This is a genomic window from Streptomyces sp. CB02056, from assembly GCF_001905545.1.
Classification (GTDB): domain Bacteria; phylum Actinomycetota; class Actinomycetes; order Streptomycetales; family Streptomycetaceae; genus Kitasatospora.
Map to the genome: position 1 here is coordinate 93167 of NZ_LIPD01000011.1, position 20119 is coordinate 113285.

Consider the following 20119-nt stretch of genomic DNA (forward strand, 5'->3'; position numbering starts at 1 on the left):
TGCTGGACGGTGAGCTGCGCAGGGTGTACGTGGCACGCAGTACGTCCACGACCTGTGACCCACGTTCTCCAGCAACCGCACACACCACGGACCCCAACTGCTTCCCGCGTTCGTCCGAACAACCGCACCGCCGGTAGACCCGGCCGCGCTGCGCACGCTGCCCCATGAGCTTCCCCTTCTCTCGGACTGGGTGGTGACCCTGGGGCAAGGGTGACAGCAGTGTTGGGTGTGGCGGCAGAGCGTGCGGGGCGGTGCGCGAAGCACTCAGAACCAGACGGCGAAGAGGCGCTCAAGACGACACACCGCCCGGAAGACCACGATCCGTAGCCAGTGGGTAAGCGACCGTACTCCGCCCGCAGAAGTCGGACCCGCGAGCTGGCCAGCATCATCGATGCAGTGGCCGTCGGGATTGCGTGGTGGTGCTTGATGAAGGGCCGCCAGATCCTGGTCACCGGCAGTAGCTGCGGCGGGGTGATCGGCCTGGGGACCATTTTTGGGACCACGCCCGATGGGTGCTCAGAACGCTGATGGGCGAAAACGGACGCTCGTGTGCAAAGTAAACAATGAGCCACTGTCAGTTCCGCGCCGCACTGCTCTCGAAGAAATCTTCCAACTCACTTTCACCTCAAGGTAGTTGAGCAACAAAAAGCCGAGGCTTCAAGGCCTCGACTGTCGACAATAATTTAACCCCTTGACTGGGGGTCAAGGGGTCGCAGGTTCAAATCCTGTCGTCCTGACAGTGATGTCGGTTGTGAGAGCCGGTACTTGGGAAACCGAGTGCCGGCTCTTTCTGTTGTGGTGTCGGCTGGTGGTCGCCGGACCGCATCGGCCAGGGTGTGGGCGGTCCTTCTGGTCGGCTGGTAAGCGGGCAGTTGCCGGTGGAAGTGCGGGCGCTGGGCGCGGCAGACGGGGTGGCCGAGGACGGTGTGGTCGGTACTGTCGAGGATCCAGGTGATGGCGTCGAAGGCTGCGCGGGCGGCGGGTTTCGTGAACGGGTTGGGCGAAGTGTCGCGGCTGCGGCGCTGGTGCTGTTCGGGCTGTTGGTCGTTTCGGTCGTCGGCGGTCTCGACGGCGGCGAGTTGGTGATGGTCTCGGCGAGGGCGGCCTTTGTCAGGTGGGGGCGTCGAGGGCGTGCAAGGTGTGGTCGGTTTGGCGGGTGGATTCCGGCAGGGGCTGTAGGGGATGACCAGCGAGTCGTCGTTGGGCGGGTTCGGGTTGGCGACCTTGGTGAACTGTTTGTGGTTCTGTTTGCGGCGCCGGCCCTCGGTGTTGGGATTCAGGGAGTCGGCGGGGGGATGGAGGGGGCCGCCCGGGCGGTCGGGGCGGGTGGGGGGTGGGTCAGAGGTGGGGGGTGCGGGTGAAGTGGTGGGTGGCGGTGGTGAAGAGGAGGGTGCACCAGGCGGTGGTGGTGAGGGTGGGGAGGGTGGGGGAGGGGGCGGCGGAGAGGCGGGTGACGGCGGAGGCGGGGAGCCAGGGGGAGATGTCCCAGCCCTTGGTGGCGGCGAGGGCGGTGAGGGCGGACTCGGCGACCAGGGTCCACCCCAGGACTGTTCCCAGGGCTGCCGCGGTCGACCGCAGGAGCAGGCCGGTGGTGGAGCCTAGGACCGTGTAGGCGGGCATCGCCGCGAGCAGGCGCAGGGTGGTGGACGGGGCTCCGTCCCAGTGGGGTGGGGAGCCGTGGCGTGCGGTGGTCAGGGTGGTGGTCGCCGCGCAGGTGGCCCAGACGGTGGCGGCGACCAGCAGGGACAGGAGGGCCAGCCCGGCGAGCTTGCCGGTGACGAGTGCGCCGCGGGCCGGCTGGCGGACCAGCAGGTTCCGCCAGGTGCCCTCGCGGTACTCCTGGCAGAAGGCGTTGGCGGCCACGCACATCATGACCAGGCCGATCAGGGGTGTGGCGGTACGGGCGGGGCCGAGCAGGTCCACCGGGCCGGGGTCGTCCCGGAGGGCGGCGGTGCCGGCGGCGGTGCCGGCGGCGACCGCGGCGGTGGCCGCCGCGACGGAGCCGAGGAGCGGCCAGAGCAGCCGCGGCCGGAGCAGTTTGACCAGCTCGCTGCGGAACGCCTGGTGCACGCGGGTCAGCACGGGACAGCTGTCCTCTCGGTCGGGCTGGTCGGGCGAGGAGGGGCGGTCGGTGCGGGCCCGGCGCCGGTGACCAGGGCGAGGAAGGCCTGCTCCACGGAGGTCCGTCGGACGGCCAGGTGGGCGAGGGTCACGCCGCCCGCCGCCGCGATCCGGTTCAGTTCGGCGGCCGCGTCGGCGGGGGCCTCGACCAGCAGCAGCCCGTCCTCGTGGCGGTTGGGGTACCCGGCCCCGTTCAGCACGTCGTGGAGGGCCGCGCCGTCGGCGGCGGACTCCGGGGCCAGTTCGACGACGGCCGTCCGGGAGGCGGTCAGCTCCGCCCTGCCGCCCTGGAACAGCACCCGGCCCCGGTGCATCAGGACGAAGCGGTCGCAGATCGCGTCCAGTTCGTTGAGCTGGTGGCTGGAGACCAGCACGGTGGCGCCGGCGTCGGCCAGGGACCGCAGCAGCTCCCGGAGTTGGAGGATGCCGATCGGGTCGAGCCCGTTCATCGGCTCGTCCAGGACGAGCAGCCGGGGCTCGGGGAGCAGGGCCGCGGCGATGCCGAGCCGCTGGCGCATGCCGAGCGAGTACCCGCCCACCGGTCGGCCGGCGTGGGCGGTGAGGCTGACCTGCTCCAGCACCTCGTCGACCCGGCCGCGGGGGATGCCGCCGAGTTCGGCGAGCACCCGCAGGTTGGTGCGGGCGTCGAGCCGCCGGTAGAGCGCGGGTTGTTCGATCAGCGCGCCGACCGCGTGGAGGTAGCGCTCGGGCCGGTCCAGCGGGTGCCCGAGGACGGTGCCGGTGCCCGCGTCGGGGCGGTCCAGGCCCAGCAGGACGCGCATGGTGGTGGTCTTGCCGGAGCCGTTGGGCCCGATCAGCGCGGTCAGCGAGCCGGCGGGGACGGTCAGGTCGACGCCGTCGAGGGCGGTGAGGGCGCCGTAGCGGCGGCGCAGTCCGCGGACCTCGACCGCCGGGCCGGCCGTCCGGGCGCTGGGAGGGGCGCTGGGAGGGGCGCTGGGAGGGGTCATGGTGTGGCGGGCTCCGTGCTGGCCGGGTGGGTCGGGGAGTCGGCGGTGGTGAGGAGGGTGCCGGTCGGGTCGAGGCGGTGCAGCGCGGCGGTGGCCGTCTCGCCGTCGAGCCGGAGGTCGTGGCGGACGGCGCCGTGGTCCAGGACGACCAGCCGGCTCACCAACTCGTCGGCCCAGCCGAGGTCGTGGGTGCAGAACAGGACGGTGCGCCCCTGGTCCCGCCAGTCGGCGGCGGCGGCCCGGAGCGCGCCGGCCGCGCCGCTGTCGAGGCCGTTGGTCGGCTCGTCGAGCAGGAGCAGCCGGGGCCGGTGCACGGTGGCGACGAGCAGGCCGAGCTGCTTGCGGATGCCGAGCGAGAGCTCCCGGACGAGGGCGTCCGGGCGGTCCTCCAGGGCGGTGCCGGCCAGCGCGGCGAGGGCCTCCCGCACCGGGGCGTCGTACAGCCTGGCCGCTAGGACCAGCTGCTCACGGACGGTCAGGTAGTCGTAGAGCGGCGGTTCGGCGGGGGCGTAGCCGCGCTCGGCCCGGACGGCGAGCGCGGTGGCCGGCCGGCCGGCGACGGCGACCCGGCCCGAGGTGGGTTCCTCCAGCCCGGCGAGCAGCCGCAGCAGGGTGGTCTTGCCCGACCCGTTGTGGCCGACCAGGGCGACGAACTCGCCCTCCCCGACGGTGAGTCCGACCTCGGCGAGGGCGGTGTGCCCGGCGTACCGGACACTGGCGGATTCGACGGCGATCACGGGCACACCTTCCGGATTCGGAGATCACTTCGGGCCGCGAACCGCAGGACGGCCAGCAGCAGGGCCAGGTCGAGCAGGCAGGCCGCCGCCTCGACGGCCCCGCCGGTGCCGGTGGCCGAGCGGAGTAGCGGCCCGGCCGCCGCGGGGGCGGCCAGCACCGCGGCCAGCAGGCCCTCCACGGTCTCGGCCGCGCCGGAACGGGCGGCCCGGCCGTCGGCGAAGCCCTCGGCGGCCGGGGTCAGGAAGGCGGCGGCCACCAGCGCGCAGCTTCCGGCCAGCAGCGCGACGGGGAGGGCGAGCAGCGCGCCCGCGGTCACGCTCCCGCCGCCGACCAGCAGCAGCCCGAGGTACAGCGGTACGACCGGTACGGCCGCGACGGCGCAGCAGGAGGCCACCTTCCCGGCCAGGATCCGGCCGAACGGCACCGGCGCCTGGCGGAGCAGGTCGAGCGACCGCTGCTCGGCCTCGACCCCCGCCACCTGGGCCACCACGGTGGACAGTGCCAGGAACACGGCGAGCGCCAGCGGAACGCTCCAGGCGCCCAGCGGGAGCCGCCACGGCGGTTCGCCGCCGTGGCCGAGCCGGACCCCCGCGCCGAGCGCCGCCAGGGCGAGGCCGACCAGGGCCGTCCGGAACAGCGCGCCGGTGCTGGCGACGGGGCGGCGGCGCAGCGCCAGCAGGTCCTTGGCCGCGGGCAGCAGCACCGGTGGCACCCGGTCGAGCAGGGTGCTGGAGGTGTGTGCGGCGGCCGCGGGCCCGCCGGGGACGGCGGGGCGGAGCGCGCCGCGGGCGGCGGCCCGGCGCAGCAAGGAGGTGGGCGAGGCCGCCGAGCAGCAGCAGGGCCGAGCACCAGCCGAGCAGGGCCGTCCCGAGCCGGTCGGGGTCGAGCAGGCGGTCCCAGAGGTCCGGGCGGAGGCGGGCCACGGCGGAGCGCAGCGCCGCCCCGTACTCCTCGGGTTCGGCCCGGCCGGACAGGTGGAGGCGGTCGGCGAGCGGTCCGAGGACGAGCCCGAGGGCGGACAGCCCCGGCAGCAGGACGCCGAGCGCGGCGAGCGGCAGGGCCCGGCGCGGGCCCAGCATCAGCGCGGCGGTCGCGGCCACGTGGCCGAGCGCTCCGGCCAGCGCGGATCCGGCGACGGCGGTGAGCACGGCGGGCAGCAGGGCCCGGCCCGCGGGGGAGGCGGCCAGCCAGGGGCCGGCCGCCAGGCCCGCGACCGCCACGGAGCCGACGGCCCCGGCCAGGGCGGGCAGCCAGAGGCGGGCCAGGAACACGGACTGCTGCGGCACCCGCCAGGAGAGCAGGACGGCGCGGTCGGGCGGATCGAGCAGCAGCCGGGCCTGGTTGGGCCGCGCCGAGAGCAGGTGGCCGGCGACCAGCACCACCACCACCGACCAGCAGGCGCCGGACACGACGGTGCCGTCCTCGGGGCCGACCGGGAAGACCCGGCCGAGCGCCGAGCCGATCCCCCAGAGCAGGGCCGCGACGGTGGCCAGGCCGACGCCGACGGCCAGCGCGAGCACGGCCCGGGCCGGCGGGGCGAGGGTGCGCAGCCCCGGGAGGCGGTTGCGCCGGCGCCGCAGGTCGGCGTCGACCAGGGCCAGCCCGGCGGTCCAGGCGAGTCGGCGGCCGTCCATCAGTCCCGCCGGCCGGTGAGCAGGGCGACCGCGCTGGCCGCGACGACCAGGACGCAGAAGCCGGCGGCCGTCCCGTTGAGTCCGGCGGCGGCGGGCAGCCGGAAGCCCGCCACCCCGAGCGGCATGCAGACCAGGGCCGAGAAGCCGAACAGCAGCCAGCGGCCGGTGGAGGCCAGGGCGACCACCGCGCCGAGGGCGAGCAGCAGGACGGCGGCCGCCAGCCAGCCCCAGTTGAGCAGGTCCTGGGTCTGCACCACCGTCGACCGGGCGGCGTCGACGACCCGGTCGGCCCGGTCGACCGCGGCCAGGGTGTCCGGCCGGCTCGTCCAGTACCAGACCGTCCGGACCCCGGCCAGGACGGCGGCGGCCACGGCCAGCAGGCCGGCCACGGCCGCACCGGTCGGCTTGATCTGCGATACCACGGTGATGTCGGCTCCTCGGTCGTGCGGGGTCGTACGGGTCGTACGGGGTCGTTCTCTCAAGCGGTGCGGGCGGCGCGGGCCCGGTCCCGGCCCGGCGCGGGCTCAGCGCGGGATCAGGCAGAGCGCGAGGAGCACCGCCGTGGGCGCGAGCGCGGCCGCCGCGCTGCGGGCGGGGCTCAGGCCGGTGCTGCGGCGCAGGACCTCGGTGAACCGCGAACAGCACGACCAGGCCGAGGTCGGCGCTGCCCAGCGCGTCCACCAGGCCGTCCCAGGAGGGGCGGCCGACCAGGGCGGCGCCCGCGCCGAGCAGCAGCAGCTTGCCCACGAAGTAGAGGGCGGCCACCGTGCCGACGGTCGCGCGGTCCCGGGCGAAGCCGTCGCGGGCGCCGGCCAGTCGGCAGGCGGCGGCACCGGCGGCGCCGGCGAGCAGGACGGCCAGCAGCACGCCGATCGCGCCGAGCACCGATCCGAACAGCCAGCCCGCCCAGACGCCGGCCTTCACTGCGCCCGGTGCCGCGTCGGGGATCTTCTCCAGGACGGCCGCGCGGTAGCGGTCCAGGAGGCCGAGACCGGCCAGGGGTTGGACGAGGACGGCGAGCGCCAGGGCGACGCGGTGGCGCAGGCGCCCGGCCCGGCCGTCGTCCCGGCCGTCGTCCCGGCCCTCGGGCGCGGCCTCCGGATCGAGCAGGGGACGGTGGTCCGTCGTGGTGGTCAAGGTCATCGGGGGCTCACCCACGTTTCCACGCCCGCGGCCACGGCGAGCGCGGCCAGCGAGGTTCCGAAGAGGACAGCGGCGTCGACCACGTGCTGGCTGAACGGGGCGCCCCGTCCGGACACCAGGCGGCGGGACAGCCCGAGCGCCGGGGCCAGGCCGGCCGCGACGGCGAGGCCGAGGGCCGGCAGTTCGAGCACCGCGTGCGGTCCGACGGCCCGCAGCAGTTGGCTCCCGCCCAGCGCGTACGCGTGCCCGATCAGCACGCCGACACCGAGGCCGGAGAGCAGCGAGAAGGCGACCGTGGTCAGGCCGAGGGTGGCGACTCCGCTGAAGGCCAGCGCGGCCACCTTGGCGTTGTTGAGGAAGACCTCGAGCCACAGGCCCGGACCGGCGGGTTTGGGTTCCACGCGGACGGCGGACTCGATGCCGCCCGAGCAGGAGATCCCGATCGCCATGCAGGCGAACCAGAGCAACTGCCCGGCGGCCACGGCCCAGCGCTGCCGGGCCCAGGCGGCTGCGAGCCCTCCGCGGACTCCCGCGATCACGTCGTCCCTCCCCAAGTCGTCTGCTGCACACGGCCGGTGGGCCGGACCCCGCCGGTGCGGCGGGGTCCGGCCGGCGCCCGGGTCAGGCGATGATGGCGCGGCGGCCGCCGGCGGTGATCGCCTTCTTGAGCATCCACATGGCCACGCCGCCGGCGGCGGTGACGCCACCGAACAGCGAGAGGGCGGCGGCGACGTCGGTGCCGGCCTCGATGGCGGTCAGCACGCGGTCGGCGCTCTTGCACTCCAGGCCGAAGTAGCCGGTCAGCACGTCAGGGGTGGTGGCGGCCAGCAGGAGCGGGGCGCTCAGACCGGCAACGGCCGCGCCGGCGGCGGCGATGCGCTTCTTCGGGGTCGAGAAAACGGACATGTTAATCTCCAGTTCGCCACTTTTAGGGAGTGGTTGGGAACATCCGGCAGCCACCGGTCGCTTCGGGACTGCGCCTGATCATCGAATCCGACCCCGTGCTGACGGTGGTGGCGGACTGTCCGGTGGACCGGGCGGTCGAGCAGGCCCGCGCGCTCCAGCCCGACCTGGTCCTGCTCGACCTCGGCCGCCAGGCCGACGCGGCCCTCGACACCCTGCTCTCGCTGATCTACCTGCCCCGGGCGCCCCGGGTGGCCATGCTGGCCACGGAGGAGGACGGCGACCTGCTGAACCGGGCGCTGCGGCACGGCGCGGTCGGCTGCCTCCGGCGGAACGCCCCGAGCGGCCTGCTGCTGGACGCCGTCCGGGTGCTCACCTCGGGCGGCACCGTGGTCTTCCCGCAACTCCGGTCGGCCGCACCGGCGGTGGCTCCCGAGCCGCCCGACCGGCAGGTCCCGGCCCGGCTCAACGCCCGTGAGCGGGAGCTCCTGGTCTGCCTGGGCGAGGGTCTGTCCAACGCGGACATCGCCGAGCGGCTGTACCTCCGCCCGGCGACCGTCAAGGACTACGTCAGCGAGCTGCTCGCCAATCTGGGCGTCCGCAACCGGACCCAGGCCGCCGTCCCGGCCGAGCGGTACGGACTGCTCAGGGCCCACGCCGCGGCGTGAGGAAGGGGCCCCGTGCGGGGCCCGGCGCACGACCCGGGGGCCCCGCAGGCGGGTTGGGGGCCGGCCGGGCGGCTCTCCCCGGGCCGGACGGCCGGCTGCCCTACGGGTTCTTCACCTCGGCGGTCCGTTCCGTCGCGTCCGGCTCGGCCGGCTCCTCGGTGGCGCGCGTGCCGTCCAGGCGGATGCCGCGCATCGAGGCCCACATCACCAGGGCACTGCCGCAGACCACGCCGCAGTCGGCGAGGTTGAAGACCGGCCAGTGCGGCAGTTGGATCCAGTCCACGACGCGTCCCTCCCACGGGGACGGGTCCCGGAACAGCCGGTCGATGAGGTTGCCGGCCGCACCGGCGATGACCAGCCCGAAGGAGACCGCCCAGAGGGGGGTGCGGATCCGGGGCGACACCACCAGCATGAGGACGATGACCAGCATCTTCACCGTGGTGAAGAACCAGGTCTCCCCCGCGCCGATGGAGAACGCCCCGCCCGAATTGAAGACCAGCGTGAATTTCAGAAGCCCGCCGAGGGTCGATGTCGGATCGGTCCCCGAGAAATGTGTCAGCGCTATCTGTTTGGTGATGAAATCCGACGCCAGCAGTGCGATTGCCACGGCTGTCATGGTGCCCAGTCGTCGAGGCGTGTCACCGGACAAGGAAGCTCCTCGCGCAACCCGTAGGCGTAGTAAGCCAGTCATGGCCGCATTGTAGGTGACGGCGGCTTGCGCACGAGTGTCCACAAGTACGGGAGCGCACCGTCAGAACGGGAGCATACCCGCGCCGTTGCCGGGCGCCGGCCCCGCCGTCGCCGGGTGTCGGCGGGCCCCGATGGTCACCCGAAGATCCCGGCGAGGCGGGTCAGTCCCTCCCTGATCGCCTCGGCGGGGTGTCCGGTGAACGACAGCCGCAGGGTCGCCGGGTCGGGCCGGTCCGCGAAGAACGGCGCGCCGGGTACGTAGGCGACGTCGTGGGCGGCGGCCCGGGGCAGCAGGGCGGTGGCGTCGTGCCCGTCCGGCAGGCGCACCCACACGAACATCCCGCCGTCCGGCCGGTTCCAGGTGCTTCCGTGGGGGAGCGCCTGGGGCAGGCCGTCGAGCAGCGCGTCACGGCGTTCCCGGTAGGCGGCGCGGACCCGCGTCAGGTGCGCGTCGAGGTCGGCATGGGTGAGGTACCGGGCGGCGGCGGCCTGGTCGACGGTGGAGGAGTGCAGGTCGGTGGTCTGCTTCACCGTCGTACAGGCGCGGCGCAGTTCGGCCGGAGCGCGCAGCCAGCCGAGGCGCATGCCCGGGGACATGGTCTTGGAGAGGCTGCCGAGCAGCACCGTGCGGTCGGCCGCGGCGTCGAGCGAGGCGATCCACGGCAGCGGAGCGCCGTCGAAGCGCAACTCGCCGTAGGGGTCGTCCTCGACGATCCACAGGCCGTGCTGGGCCGCGACCTCCGCGACGGCCCGGCGGCGCTCGACGGAGAGCGTACGGCCGGTCGGGTTCTGGAAGTTGGGGACGAGGTAGAGGAGTCTGGGCCGCTCCGAGGCGACGAGGCGGGCCAGCGCGACCGGGTCGACGCCGTCCTCGTCGGACGGGACCGGGACGACGCGGGCTCCCGCGAAGGCGAAGCACTGCAGGGCCGCCAGATAGGTGGGGTTCTCCACGAGGACGGTGTCGCCGGGGGCCAGCAGCGCCGTCGAGACCAGCGTCAGTGCCTGCTGGGAGCCCGAGGTGACCAGCAGGTCGTCCGCCGGGGTGGGCAGGCCGCGGGAGCCCAGCCGCTCCGCGACGGCCGCCCGCAGCGCCGGGTCGCCCTCGGTGGTCGAGTACTGGAGGACGCGGTGCGGGGCCGTGGCCAGCACGTGGTCGTACGCGGCCCGCAGGCCGTCGACGTCGAAGAGCTCCGGGGCGGGCAGGCCGCCGGCGAAGGAGATCACCTCCGGCCGCGCCGTGAGTTCGAGGATCTCCCGCACGGACGAGGCGTGGGCGGCGGCGTGGCGGGCGACGGGAACGGGGGCGGCGGCTGGGCTCGTCATGCCCGCAGGATACGGACGATCGGGGCGGTGTCGCGGGTGCGGGAGTCCCACGGGTGCCCAAACATGTCCCGTCGATTTCTTGCCGAGATCGCTCAGGTGTCCGTGGTGACGGCGGGTTCCGCGACCGGCCGTGCCGGACCGTGATCTTCCGGAAACCACCAGGTGGGACCGGGACGGACGTTGACCTGCGGTCTTCCGCCAGATGGGCCGAAAACGCGTGGTCGGCCGTCGAACGGGCTTGTCGGGCGGTGCGGTGCGTATGTCAGTCTCTGGGGGCCGTGTGCCGTGTTCCACAGTGTTCTGACGGGGAATTCCGAATCTCTCTTTCCTTTCCCTGGTTCTCCGGGATGCGTTCCGTCATGCCGTCGGTCGGTTCGAAGTGATAACAGGGGGCGTCATGTCTGATCTCCGCCATGGGCATTCCGAGGCCTCCGTGAATTCCGCGGGAAATCGGTCGGTGCCGGAGGAACCCATCGCGTTGGTCGGAATCTCCTGCCGCCTGCCGGGGGCTGCCGGACCCCGGCAGTTGTGGGACCTCCTGCGGGACGGCCGCAGCGCCGTCACCGAAACTCCCGACGACCGCCGGGGCGGTTCCGGGGGGCCCGGGGACGACGAGCCGTCCGCCCTGCGGTGGGGGGCGTTCCTGGAGGACGTGGACCGGTTCGACGCGGGGTTCTTCGGGATCGGCCCGCGCGAGGCCGCCGCGATGGATCCGCAGCAGCGCCTGGCCCTGGAGCTGAGCTGGGAGGCCTTCGAGGACGCGGGAATCCGCCCGGAGACCTGGCGCTCCCAGGACACCGCCGTCTTCCTCGGCGTGGCGTCCGGCGACTACGGCCTCCTGCTCGACCGGCGAGGGCCGGCCGCCCGGACCCCGCACACCGTTGCCGGCACCCAGCGCGGCATGACGGCCAACCGCGTCTCGTACGCCCTCGGACTGCACGGCCCCAGCCTCACCGTCGACGCCGGCCAGGCGTCGTCGCTGGCCGCCGTCCACCTGGCCTGCGAGAGCCTGCGGCGCGGCGACTCCGCGCTCGCCGTGGCGGGCGGGGTGCACCTCAACCTGCTGCCCGACACGGCGCACGCGATGGCCGGGCTCGGCGCGCTCTCGCCCGACGGCCGCTGCTTCACCTTCGACGAGCGGGCGAACGGCTACGTCCGCGGCGAGGGCGGGGCGATGGTGGTGCTCAAGCCCCTGAGCCGGGCCCTCGCGGACGGGGACCCCGTGTACGGCGTCCTGCTCGGCAGCGCCCTGAACAACGACGGCGGCGGAGAGGGACTGACGGTGCCGGCCCGGGCCGGGCAGGAAGAGGTGCTGCGGCGGGCCTGCGCGAGGGCCGGTGTCGACCCCGCGCACGTCCAGTACGTCGAACTGCACGGGACGGGCACCAGGGTCGGCGACCCGGTCGAGGCCGCCGCGCTGGGCGCCGTGTTCGGCGCGGCCCGGACGGCCGGCCAAAGCCCCCTGCACGTCGGCTCGGTGAAGACGAACGTCGGCCACCTGGAGGCCGCGGCGGGCGTGGTCGGCCTGGTCAAGGTGGCACTGTCGCTCCAGCACGCGACGCTGCCGCCGAGCCTCGACTTCCGTACCCCCAACCCGTTGATCGACATGGACGCCCTGCGGCTGCGCATGGTGACGGACCGCCTGCCGTGGACCGGGGCGGACGGCACCCGCCTCGCGGGCGTCAGCTCCTTCGGTCTCGGCGGGACCAACTGCCATGTCGTGCTGTCCCAGCCGCCCGCCCCCGCCGCGGACACCCGGGCGCCGGCGGACGGCGGTTCCGGCGTGGTGCCGTGGGTCCTGTCCGGTGCCACACCGGAGGCGCTGCGGGCCCAGGCCGACCGCCTCCGGTCGTACGTGGCCGAGGAGCCCGACGCCGAACCCGCCGACGTGGCCCTCGCGTTGGCCACCACGCGCGCGACCCGGGAGCACCGCGCGGTCGTCGTCGCGGCCGACCGCGAGGAGTTCCTCCGGGCCCTGACCGCCGCCGCCGAACCCGGCGGAGTCGACCCGGCACTGGTCCGGGGCAGCGTCGCCGAGGACGGCGAGGTCACCTTCGTCTACCCGGGCCAGGGCTCCCAATGGGACGGCATGGCACGGGAGTTGCTCGACACCTCGGCCGTCTTCCGGGAGCGGATGGAGCAGTGCGACGCGGCGCTGCGGCCGCACGTCGACTGGTCGCTGCTCGACGTCCTGCGCGGGACGCCCGACGCCCCGCCCCTGGAACGGGTCGACGTCGTCCAGCCCGCGCTGTGGGCCATGATGCTCGCGCTGACCGAGGTGTGGGGCTCCTTCGGGGTGCGTCCCGACGCCGTGGTGGGGCACTCGCAGGGCGAGATCGCCGCCGCGTGCGTCGCGGGCGCCCTCAGCGTCGAGGACGGCGCGAGGATCGTGGCGCTGCGCAGCCGCGCGCTCGGCCGGCTGGCGGGCACCGGCGCCATGGCCACCGTCTCCCTGCCCGTGGCGCAGGTCCGCGACCGGCTCGAACGGGGCTGGGACGGGGTGGAGATCGCCGCGGTCAACGGGCCGGTGTCCACGGTGGTCTCCGGCCCGCCCGGGAGCGTCGACCGGCTGCTGGCGGAGTACGAGGCCGAGGGCGTCTGGGTGCGCGCGATCCCGGTCGACTACGCCTCGCACTCCGGCGACGTGGAGGTCCTGCGGGACGCGCTGCTGACGGAACTCGCCGGGATCACCCCGCGCCGGTCGCGGATCCCGTTCTGCTCCACCGTCACCGGTGAGATCACCGACACCACGGAGCTGGACGCCGGCTACTGGTACCGCAACCTGCGCCGGCCGGTCCGGATGGAGACCGCCACCCGGCACCTGCTGGAGGCCGGGCACCGGACGTTCGTCGAGGTCAGCCCGCACCCGGTGCTCACCGTCGCGCTCCAGCAGACCGTCGGTGCCGCGGCGGCGGTCACCGGGACGCTCCGGCGGGGCGAGGGCGGTCCGCGCCGTCTGCTGGACTCCGTCGCCCGGCTCCACGTGCGCGGTGCGCGGGTCGACTGGCAGCCCGCGCTCCGGACGGGCAGCGGGCGCCGGCTCCGGCTGCCCACCTACCCGTTCCAGCGGCAGTCGTACTGGCTCGACGGCGAGGACCGGCGCGAAACCGCGGCGGTGGACGGGCGCGAGACCGTGGCGGTGGACCGGCGTGGGCCCGCGGTGGCGGACCGGCGTGTGCCGTTCGGCGCGGAGACCGGGGCCCCCGCACCCGGGCCGTCGCGGCCCGGCCACGGCGAACTGACGGGCCTCGTACGGGAACACGCCGCGGCCGTGCTCGGCCACCCGGAGCCCGGGCTGGTCGACACCTCCCGCCGCTTCAAGGACCTCGGCTTCAACTCGCTGGACGCCGTCAACCTCCTGGAACGGCTGACCGCCGCCACCGGCGTCCCCCTCCCGCCCACCCTGATCTTCGACCACCCCACACCCGCCCTCCTGGCGGAGTGGCTGCGCACGGAACTCGCGGGCGAACGCACCGACACCGGCACCGCACCCCTCCGCACCCCCCACGACGACGAGCCGATCGCGATCGTGGGGATGGGGTGCCGCTACCCGGGCGGGGTGAGCTCGCCGGAGGACCTGTGGCGGCTGGTGTCGGAGGGGCGCGACGCGATCTCCGGCCTCCCGGAGGGGCGGGGGTGGGACCTGGAGCACCTCTACGACCCCGATCCCGACGCGGGGGAAGGCGGGCGGACGTACACGCGCGGCGGGGGTTTCCTGCACGACGCGGACCTGTTCGACGCGGGGTTCTTCGGCGTTCCGCCGCGCGAGGCGGAGGCGATGGACCCGCAGCAGCGGCTGCTGCTGGAGGTGTCGTGGGAGGCGCTGGAGCGGGCGGGGATCCGTCCCGACACCCTGAAGGGCAGTGCGACCGGCGTCTTCACCGGAGTGATGACCAGCGGCTACCGGCCCGCCCCCGCCCGGGTCCCGGTGGAGTTCGAAGGGCACGTCCTGACCGGCAACGAGAGCAGTGTCGCGTCCGGCCGGGTGTCCTATGTGCTGGGGCTGGAGGGCCCGGCCCTGTCGGTGGACACGGCGTGCTCGTCGTCGCTGGTGGCGCTGCACCTGGCGGTGCAGTCGCTGCGGCGGGGCGAGTGCTCGATGGCCCTGGCCGGCGGCGTCACCGTCATGGCGGCCCCGGCCACCCTCATCGAGTTCGCCCGGCACCGGGGTCTGTCCCCGGACGGCCGGTGCCGGGCGTTCGGTGAGGGGGCCGAGGGGACGGGGTTTGGTGAGGGTTGCGGCGTGCTGGTGCTGGAGCGGTTGTCGGACGCGCGGCGGGCTGGGCGCCGGGTGTTGGGGGTGGTGCGGGGTTCGGCGGTGAACCAGGACGGTGCGTCGAACGGGTTGACGGCGCCGAGCGGTCGGGCGCAGGTGCGGGTGGTGCGCGGGGCCTTGGAGGATGCCGGGTTGGCGGCGGGTGACGTCGACGCGGTGGAGGCGCACGGGACGGGCACGCGGTTGGGCGATCCGATCGAGGCGCAGGCCTTGCTGTCCGCCTATGGGGCGGGGCGTGAAGTGCCGTTGTGGCTGGGGTCGGTGAAGTCGAACATCGGTCATACGCAGGCCGCGGCGGGTGTGGCGGGTGTGATGAAGATGGTGCTGGCGATGCGGCACGGGGTGTTGCCGCGGACGTTGCACGCGGAGGTGCCGTCGTCGCATGTGGACTGGTCCTCGGGCGGGGTGGAGCTGCTGGCCGAGGCTCGGGAGTGGCCCGTGCTGGACCGGCCGCGGCGGGCGGGTGTGTCGTCGTTCGGGATCAGTGGGACGAACGCGCATGTGATCGTGGAAGGGGTCGCCGAAGAGCCAACCACCGCAGCTGGGCGCCCTGTTGATGATGTGGTGCCGTGGGTGGTGTCCGGCCGGTCGGTGGAGGCGTTGCGGGCGCAGGCGGGCCGGCTGGCGGAGCACCTGACGGAGCGCCCGGAGGTCGGCGCGGGCAGCGTCGGCTGGTCGCTGGTCGCGCAGCGCTCACTGTTCGAGCAGCGCGCCGTCGTGACGGGCGCCGACCGTGAAGAACTGCTCGCCGGACTGCGGACCCTTGCCGAGGGCGGCACGGCGGACAACGTCACCGTCACGCCCTCCACCACGCCCCCCGACGGCTCGAACAGGCTCGCGCTGCTCTTCACCGGCCAGGGCGCGCAACGCCTCGGCATGGGCCGCCGACTGCACCGGGACTTCCCCGTCTTCGCGAAGGCGTTCGACGAGGCGTGCGCGCAGTTGGACGCGCACCTGCCCGTCCCCCTGAAGGACGTCGTCTTCGGTACGGACGCCGACCTCCTGGACCGCACCCTGTACGCCCAGTCGGCCCTGTTCGCCCTGGAGACCGCGCAGTTCAGGCTCCTGGAGCACTACGGCATCAGGCCCGACCACCTGCTCGGACACTCGGTCGGCGAGGTGGCCGCCGCCCATGTCGCGGGCGTGCTCGACCTGCCGGACGCCGCGCTCATGGTGGCGACGCGGGGACGGCTGATGCAGGCCGCCCGCGGCGACGGCGCCATGATCGCCGTGGAGGCCACCGAGCAGGAGGTCCTGACGGTCCTCGGAGAGCGCGAGGACCTGGCGGGGATCGCCGCCGTCAACGGCCCGCGGTCCGTGGTGGTCTCGGGTGATGCCGCGGTCGCCACCGAGGTCGCGGACCACTTCGCGGCGCTGGGGCGCCGGACCAGGCGGCTGCGGGTCAGCCACGCCTTCCACTCTCCCCACATGGACAGCGCGCTGGAGGAGTTCCGCACCGTTCTCGAAGGCCTGACCTTCAGCGCCCCCGTCCTCTCCGTCGTGTCCAACGTGACCGGGCGGGAGGCCACCGCCGAGCAGCTCTGCTCCCCCGACTACTGGGTGTCCCACATCCGCCGTGCCGTCCGGTTCGGCGACGGGGTCGAGCACCTCGCCGGGCTCGGCGTGGGGACCTACCTCGAACTCGGCCCCGACGGTGTCCTGACCGGTCTGGTCCCGGACTGCCTGCCGGCCGGGACCGACGCGGTCACCCTGCCGCTGCTGCGGGCCCGGCGCCCGGAGTCCGGCTCCCTGCTCACCGCGGTCGCCCAGGCCGCGTTCGCCGGCCACCTGCCCGACTGGTCCCCGCTCTTCCCGGGCGCGCGGCCGGTGGAGCTGCCGACGTACGCCTTCCAGCACCGGTCCTACTGGCTGACGCAGGACACCGCCGTCGCGGACGTCGCCTCGGCGGGTCTGGAGACGGTGGGGCATCCGCTGCTGGGCGCGGCGGTCGAGCGGCCCGACGGGAGGGGCTGGGTGTTCACCGGCCGCCTGTCGCCCACGACCCACCCCTGGACGGAGGACCACGTCATCGGCGAGGAGGTGCTGCTGCCCGGTGTGGCGCTGCTCGACGTCGCCCTCGCGGCGGGCGCCCGGGCCGGCTGCCGGCGGCTGGACGAACTCACCCTGGAAGCCCCGCTGTCCCTCCACCCCGACGCCCCGGCCGACCTGCGCGTGGTGCTGGACCCCGAGGAGGAAGGACGCTGGTCACTGGCCGTGTTCTCGCGCTCCGACGACACCTGGCGGCGCCACGCCACCGGCGTGCTGGCCGCCGGGGCCGAAGGCACCGGGAGCGCGCTGACGGACTGGCCGCCGAAGGACGCGACCCCCCTCGACGTGGCCGACGCGTACCAGGCCCTGGCCGCCCGCGGCTACGACTACGGGCCGACCTTCCAGGGCCTGCGCGCCGCCTGGCGCGACGGCGACGTGCTGTACGCGGAGGTCGGGCTCCCGGCCGGCGTGGAACCCTCCGGTTTCGGAGTGCACCCGGCCGTGCTGGACGCGGCGCTGCACCTGCTCGTCCTGGAGGGCGACCAGGCGGCCGGGCTCCGGCTGCCGTTCGCCTGGTCCGGTGCCGAACTGCACGCCACCGGTGCCACCGCGCTGCGGGTACGGCTGACGCCCACCGGCACCGACACCGTGGCCCTGGCCGTCTGCGACGCCGCCGGGGCGCCGGTCGCCACCGTCGAAGCGCTGACCCTGCGCCCCTACTCGGCGGCGGGCGGGGGCCGTACGCCGCTGTTCGCCGTGGACTGGGTGCCCGTGCCGGACCCGGCCGCCGGCACCGCTCCGGCCGGCCCGGCCCCGGACCTGCCGACGGGCCCGCCGACGGACCGCTGGGCCGTCCTCGGCACGCGCGGCCCGGACCTGCCGGGCGTGGCCCGCCACGCCGACCTCACCATGCTGGCCGGTGCGGTCGAGGACCTGGAGGTCGCCGTCCTCCCGTGGACGGCGAGCGCGCCGGAGCACGCGGTGCCGTCCGCGGCCCATGACGCCGCCCGGGAGGTCCTGGGCCTGCTGAAGAGCTGGCTGGCCGAGGAGCACCGGACCTCCGCGCCCCTGGTGGTCCTCACCCGGAACGCGGTGGCCGTCGAAGCGGCCGAAGGCGTGGCGGACCTCGCCGCATCCGTGCTGTGGGGCCTGCTGCGCACCGCCCAGACCGAACACCCGGGCCGCTTCGTCCTGCTCGACGCCGACGCCGACCCGACCCCCGGGCTGGTGGCCGCCGCGCTCGCCACCGGAGAGCCCCAACTGGCGCTGCGCAACGGCACCTTGAAGGCCGCCCGGCTGGCCCGGCAGACACCCCGTGAGCTGCTCGCACCCCCGGAGGGCGCGCCGGCCTGGCGGATGGAACCGGGCGCCAGCGGCTCCCTCGACGCGCTGTCCCTCCGGCCCCGCCCCGAGGCGCTCGCCCCCCTGTTGCCGGGCGAGGTGCGCGTCGCCGTCCGCGCCGCGGGCCTCAACTTCCGTGACGCGCTGAACGCCCTGGGGCTCTACCCCGGCGACGCGGGCCCGCTCGGCATCGAGGGTGCCGGCGTGGTCACCGAGGTCGGCCCCGGAGTGACCGGGTTCGCGCCCGGCGACCGGGTCATGGGCCTGCTGCCCGGCGCGTTCGGGCCGGTGGTGGCCACCGACAGCAGGATGCTCGTCACCGTCCCGGACGGCTGGACGTTCGCCCAGGCGGCGGCCGTTCCCGTCGTCTTCCTGACCGCCTACTACGCGCTGACCGACCTGGCCGCCCTGGCCCCGGGCCAGTCGCTGCTGGTCCATGCGGCGGCGGGCGGCGTCGGCATGGCCGCGGTCCAGCTCGCCCACCACCTCGGCGCGCGGGTCTTCGGCACCGCGAGCCCCGGCAAGTGGGACACGCTGCGCTCGATGGGCCTGCCGGACGAGCGCATCGCCTCGTCCCGGGACCTTCTCTTCGAGCAGGGCTTCCGCCGGGTGCTCGGCGAGGACGGCGGCTTCGACGTCGTCCTCAACGCGCTGGCCCACGAGTACGTGGACGCCTCGCTGCGCCTGTTGCGCCCCGGCGGCCGGTTCCTGGAGATGGGCAAGACCGACGTCAGGGACCCCGCGTCCCTCCCCGACGTCTCCTACCAGGCGTTCGACCTCATGGTGGTCGACGCGGACCGCATCCAGGAGATGCTCACCGAGCTCGTGCGCCTCTTCGAGGCCGGCGCGCTCACCCACCTCCCGCTCACCGTCCGGGACGTCCGCCGGGGCAGGGAGGCCTTCCGGCACATCAGCCAGGGCCGCCACACCGGCAAGAACGTGCTCACCCTTCCGGTGTCGTTGGATCCGGAGGGTGCGGTGCTGGTGGTCGGTGGTACGGGGGTGTTGGGGGCGTTGCTGGCACGTCATCTGGTGGTGGCGTGCGGGGTCCGGCACCTGGTGCTGGTGAGTCGTCGGGGTGTGGAGGCGCCCGGGGCGGTGGGGTTGCGGGACGAACTGCTGGAGTTGGGCGCGCGCACTGTGGTGGTGCGGGCGTGTGACGCGGCCGACCGGGTGGCGTTGGGGGTGCTGGTCGACGAGGTGGTGGCCCAGCGGCCGTTGACGGGTGTGTTCCACGTGGCGGGTGTGCTGCGCGACGGGGTGCTGGTGTCGCTGGGTGCGGAGGCGCTGGGGGAGGTGTTGCGGTCGAAGGTGGACGGTGCGTGGGCGTTGCACGAGGTGACGCGGGAGCGGTGCCCTGGGCTGGCGGCCTTCGTGCTGTACTCCTCGGTGTCGGGCCTGGTGGGCACCGCGGGCCAGGCGAACTACGCGGCGGCGAACACGTTCCTGGACGCGCTGGCGCAGGAGCGGTCGGCCCGGGGGCTGCCGGGTCTGTCACTGGCGTGGGGGTTGTGGGAGCAGGAGTCCGGCATGACCGCCGGCCTCGACGACACGGCCTTCCAGCGCTTCGAGCGGTACGGCATCGGAAAGATCCCCTCCGAGCAGGGCATGGCGCTGTTCGACGAGGCGCGGCAGGGAAGCGAGCCGGCGGTGGCACCGTTGGTGCTCGACCCGGCGCGACTGCACGCGAGGGCCGCCGTGGCCGACCTGCCACCGCTGCTGCGCGGCCTCGTCTCAGCCCCGGCCCGGCGTACGGCGGCCCCGGCCGCGGCACCGAGGACGGCGGGCGCCTCCACCTGGACCGACCGGATCGCGGGGGCGGCCGGAGGACGCGGCCTCGACGTCGTGACGGAGCTCCTGTGCCAGGAGATCGCCGACGTCCTCGGCCACCCGGGGCCCGGAGCCATCGACACCGGCGCGGAGTTCCGGGGGCTCGGCCTCGACTCCCTCACCCTCGTCGAACTGCGCAACCGGCTCAACGCGGCCACCGGGCTCAGGCTCCCCGTCAACGTGCTGTTCGACCAGCCCACACCGGACGAACTGGCCGCCCACCTCCTGGCGGCCCTCGAACCCGGGCAACCGGACCCGGTCTCGCGCATCCTCGCCGACGCCGACCGGATGGAGGAGGCGTTGAAGCTCTTCGCCGGCGAGCGCGAGGACCGCACCAGGGTCACCACCCGACTGACGCAGATCCTTCGCGCCTGGCAGCGGGAGCAGGACGAACCCGCCGAACCCGCCGACGACCTCGACCACGTGACCGACGACGAACTCTTCGACGCGCTCGACAACGAACTGTCGCGCTGAGGTAAGGGAAAGGTGAGCCCC

At 74.6% G+C, this 20119-nt stretch carries 11 protein-coding genes; 2 read left to right on the forward strand and 9 right to left on the reverse strand.

Translation table 11 applies throughout. The features are described from left to right. Positions 1–1338: 1338 nt before the first annotated feature. The 7 genes from AMK13_RS46085 to AMK13_RS28785 form a co-directional block, all read right to left on the reverse strand. Positions 1339–2082: an ABC transporter permease subunit gene (locus AMK13_RS46085; RefSeq protein WP_074004715.1), complete on the reverse strand. Its 744-nt coding sequence runs from the start codon at positions 2080–2082 to the stop codon at positions 1339–1341. After that, the gene (locus tag AMK13_RS28755) at positions 2076–3089 is read right to left on the reverse strand and encodes an ABC transporter ATP-binding protein (protein WP_074004716.1); all 1014 of its coding nucleotides are present in this window, start codon (positions 3087–3089) and stop codon (positions 2076–2078) included. The genes AMK13_RS46085 and AMK13_RS28755 overlap by 7 nt, the downstream gene beginning before the upstream one ends. Beyond that, positions 3086–3826: an ABC transporter ATP-binding protein gene (locus AMK13_RS28760; protein ID WP_158077753.1), complete on the reverse strand. Its 741-nt coding sequence runs from the start codon at positions 3824–3826 to the stop codon at positions 3086–3088. The genes AMK13_RS28755 and AMK13_RS28760 overlap by 4 nt, the downstream gene beginning before the upstream one ends. Next, positions 3823–4635: a hypothetical protein gene (locus AMK13_RS28765; protein WP_074004718.1), complete on the reverse strand. Its 813-nt coding sequence runs from the start codon at positions 4633–4635 to the stop codon at positions 3823–3825. The genes AMK13_RS28760 and AMK13_RS28765 overlap by 4 nt, the downstream gene beginning before the upstream one ends. Positions 4636–5460: 825 nt before the next feature. Beyond that, positions 5461–5883 (reverse strand): hypothetical protein, encoded by a 423-nt coding sequence (locus tag AMK13_RS28775; RefSeq protein ID WP_074004720.1) that lies wholly within the window; start codon positions 5881–5883, stop codon positions 5461–5463. Between the two features lie 717 nt (positions 5884–6600). Continuing rightward, positions 6601–7143, reverse strand: a complete 543-nt coding sequence (locus AMK13_RS28780; RefSeq protein ID WP_074004721.1) for a stage II sporulation protein M — start codon at positions 7141–7143, stop codon at positions 6601–6603. Between the two features lie 82 nt (positions 7144–7225). Beyond that, positions 7226–7510 carry a hypothetical protein gene (locus AMK13_RS28785; protein WP_074004722.1) on the reverse strand — a complete coding sequence of 95 codons (285 nt, stop codon included), beginning with the start codon at positions 7508–7510 and terminating at the stop codon, positions 7226–7228. Between the two features lie 29 nt (positions 7511–7539). On the opposite strand from AMK13_RS28785, the gene AMK13_RS28790 reads away from it, so the two are divergent. Further along, positions 7540–8175 (forward strand): LuxR C-terminal-related transcriptional regulator, encoded by a 636-nt coding sequence (locus tag AMK13_RS28790; RefSeq protein ID WP_074004723.1) that lies wholly within the window; start codon positions 7540–7542, stop codon positions 8173–8175. A 100-nt stretch (positions 8176–8275) separates the two neighbouring features. Here the strand turns inward: AMK13_RS28790 and lspA are convergent, their stop codons facing one another. Further along, positions 8276–8824 (reverse strand): signal peptidase II, encoded by a 549-nt coding sequence (gene lspA / locus AMK13_RS28795; RefSeq protein WP_234348152.1) that lies wholly within the window; start codon positions 8822–8824, stop codon positions 8276–8278. Positions 8825–9000: 176 nt separating this feature from the next. Beyond that, positions 9001–10188 carry an aminotransferase-like domain-containing protein gene (locus AMK13_RS28800; protein WP_074004724.1) on the reverse strand — a complete coding sequence of 396 codons (1188 nt, stop codon included), beginning with the start codon at positions 10186–10188 and terminating at the stop codon, positions 9001–9003. A 433-nt stretch (positions 10189–10621) separates the two neighbouring features. Here AMK13_RS28800 and AMK13_RS41275 point away from each other — a divergent pair, with 433 nt between their 5' ends. Then, positions 10622–20098 carry a type I polyketide synthase gene (locus tag AMK13_RS41275; protein ID WP_443333955.1) on the forward strand — a complete coding sequence of 3159 codons (9477 nt, stop codon included), beginning with the start codon at positions 10622–10624 and terminating at the stop codon, positions 20096–20098. Positions 20099–20119 lie beyond the last annotated feature (21 nt).

Bases quoted from the DNA above. Each gene is read 5' to 3' on its own strand.
- AMK13_RS28755 (WP_074004716.1), bottom strand. From the start codon at position 3,089: ATGACCCCTCCCAGCGCCCCTCCCAGCGCCCCTCCCAGCGCCCGGACG.
- AMK13_RS28785 (WP_074004722.1), bottom strand. From the start codon at position 7,510: ATGTCCGTTTTCTCGACCCCGAAGAAGCGCATCGCCGCCGCCGGCGCG.
- AMK13_RS28800 (WP_074004724.1), bottom strand. From the start codon at position 10,188: ATGACGAGCCCAGCCGCCGCCCCCGTTCCCGTCGCCCGCCACGCCGCC.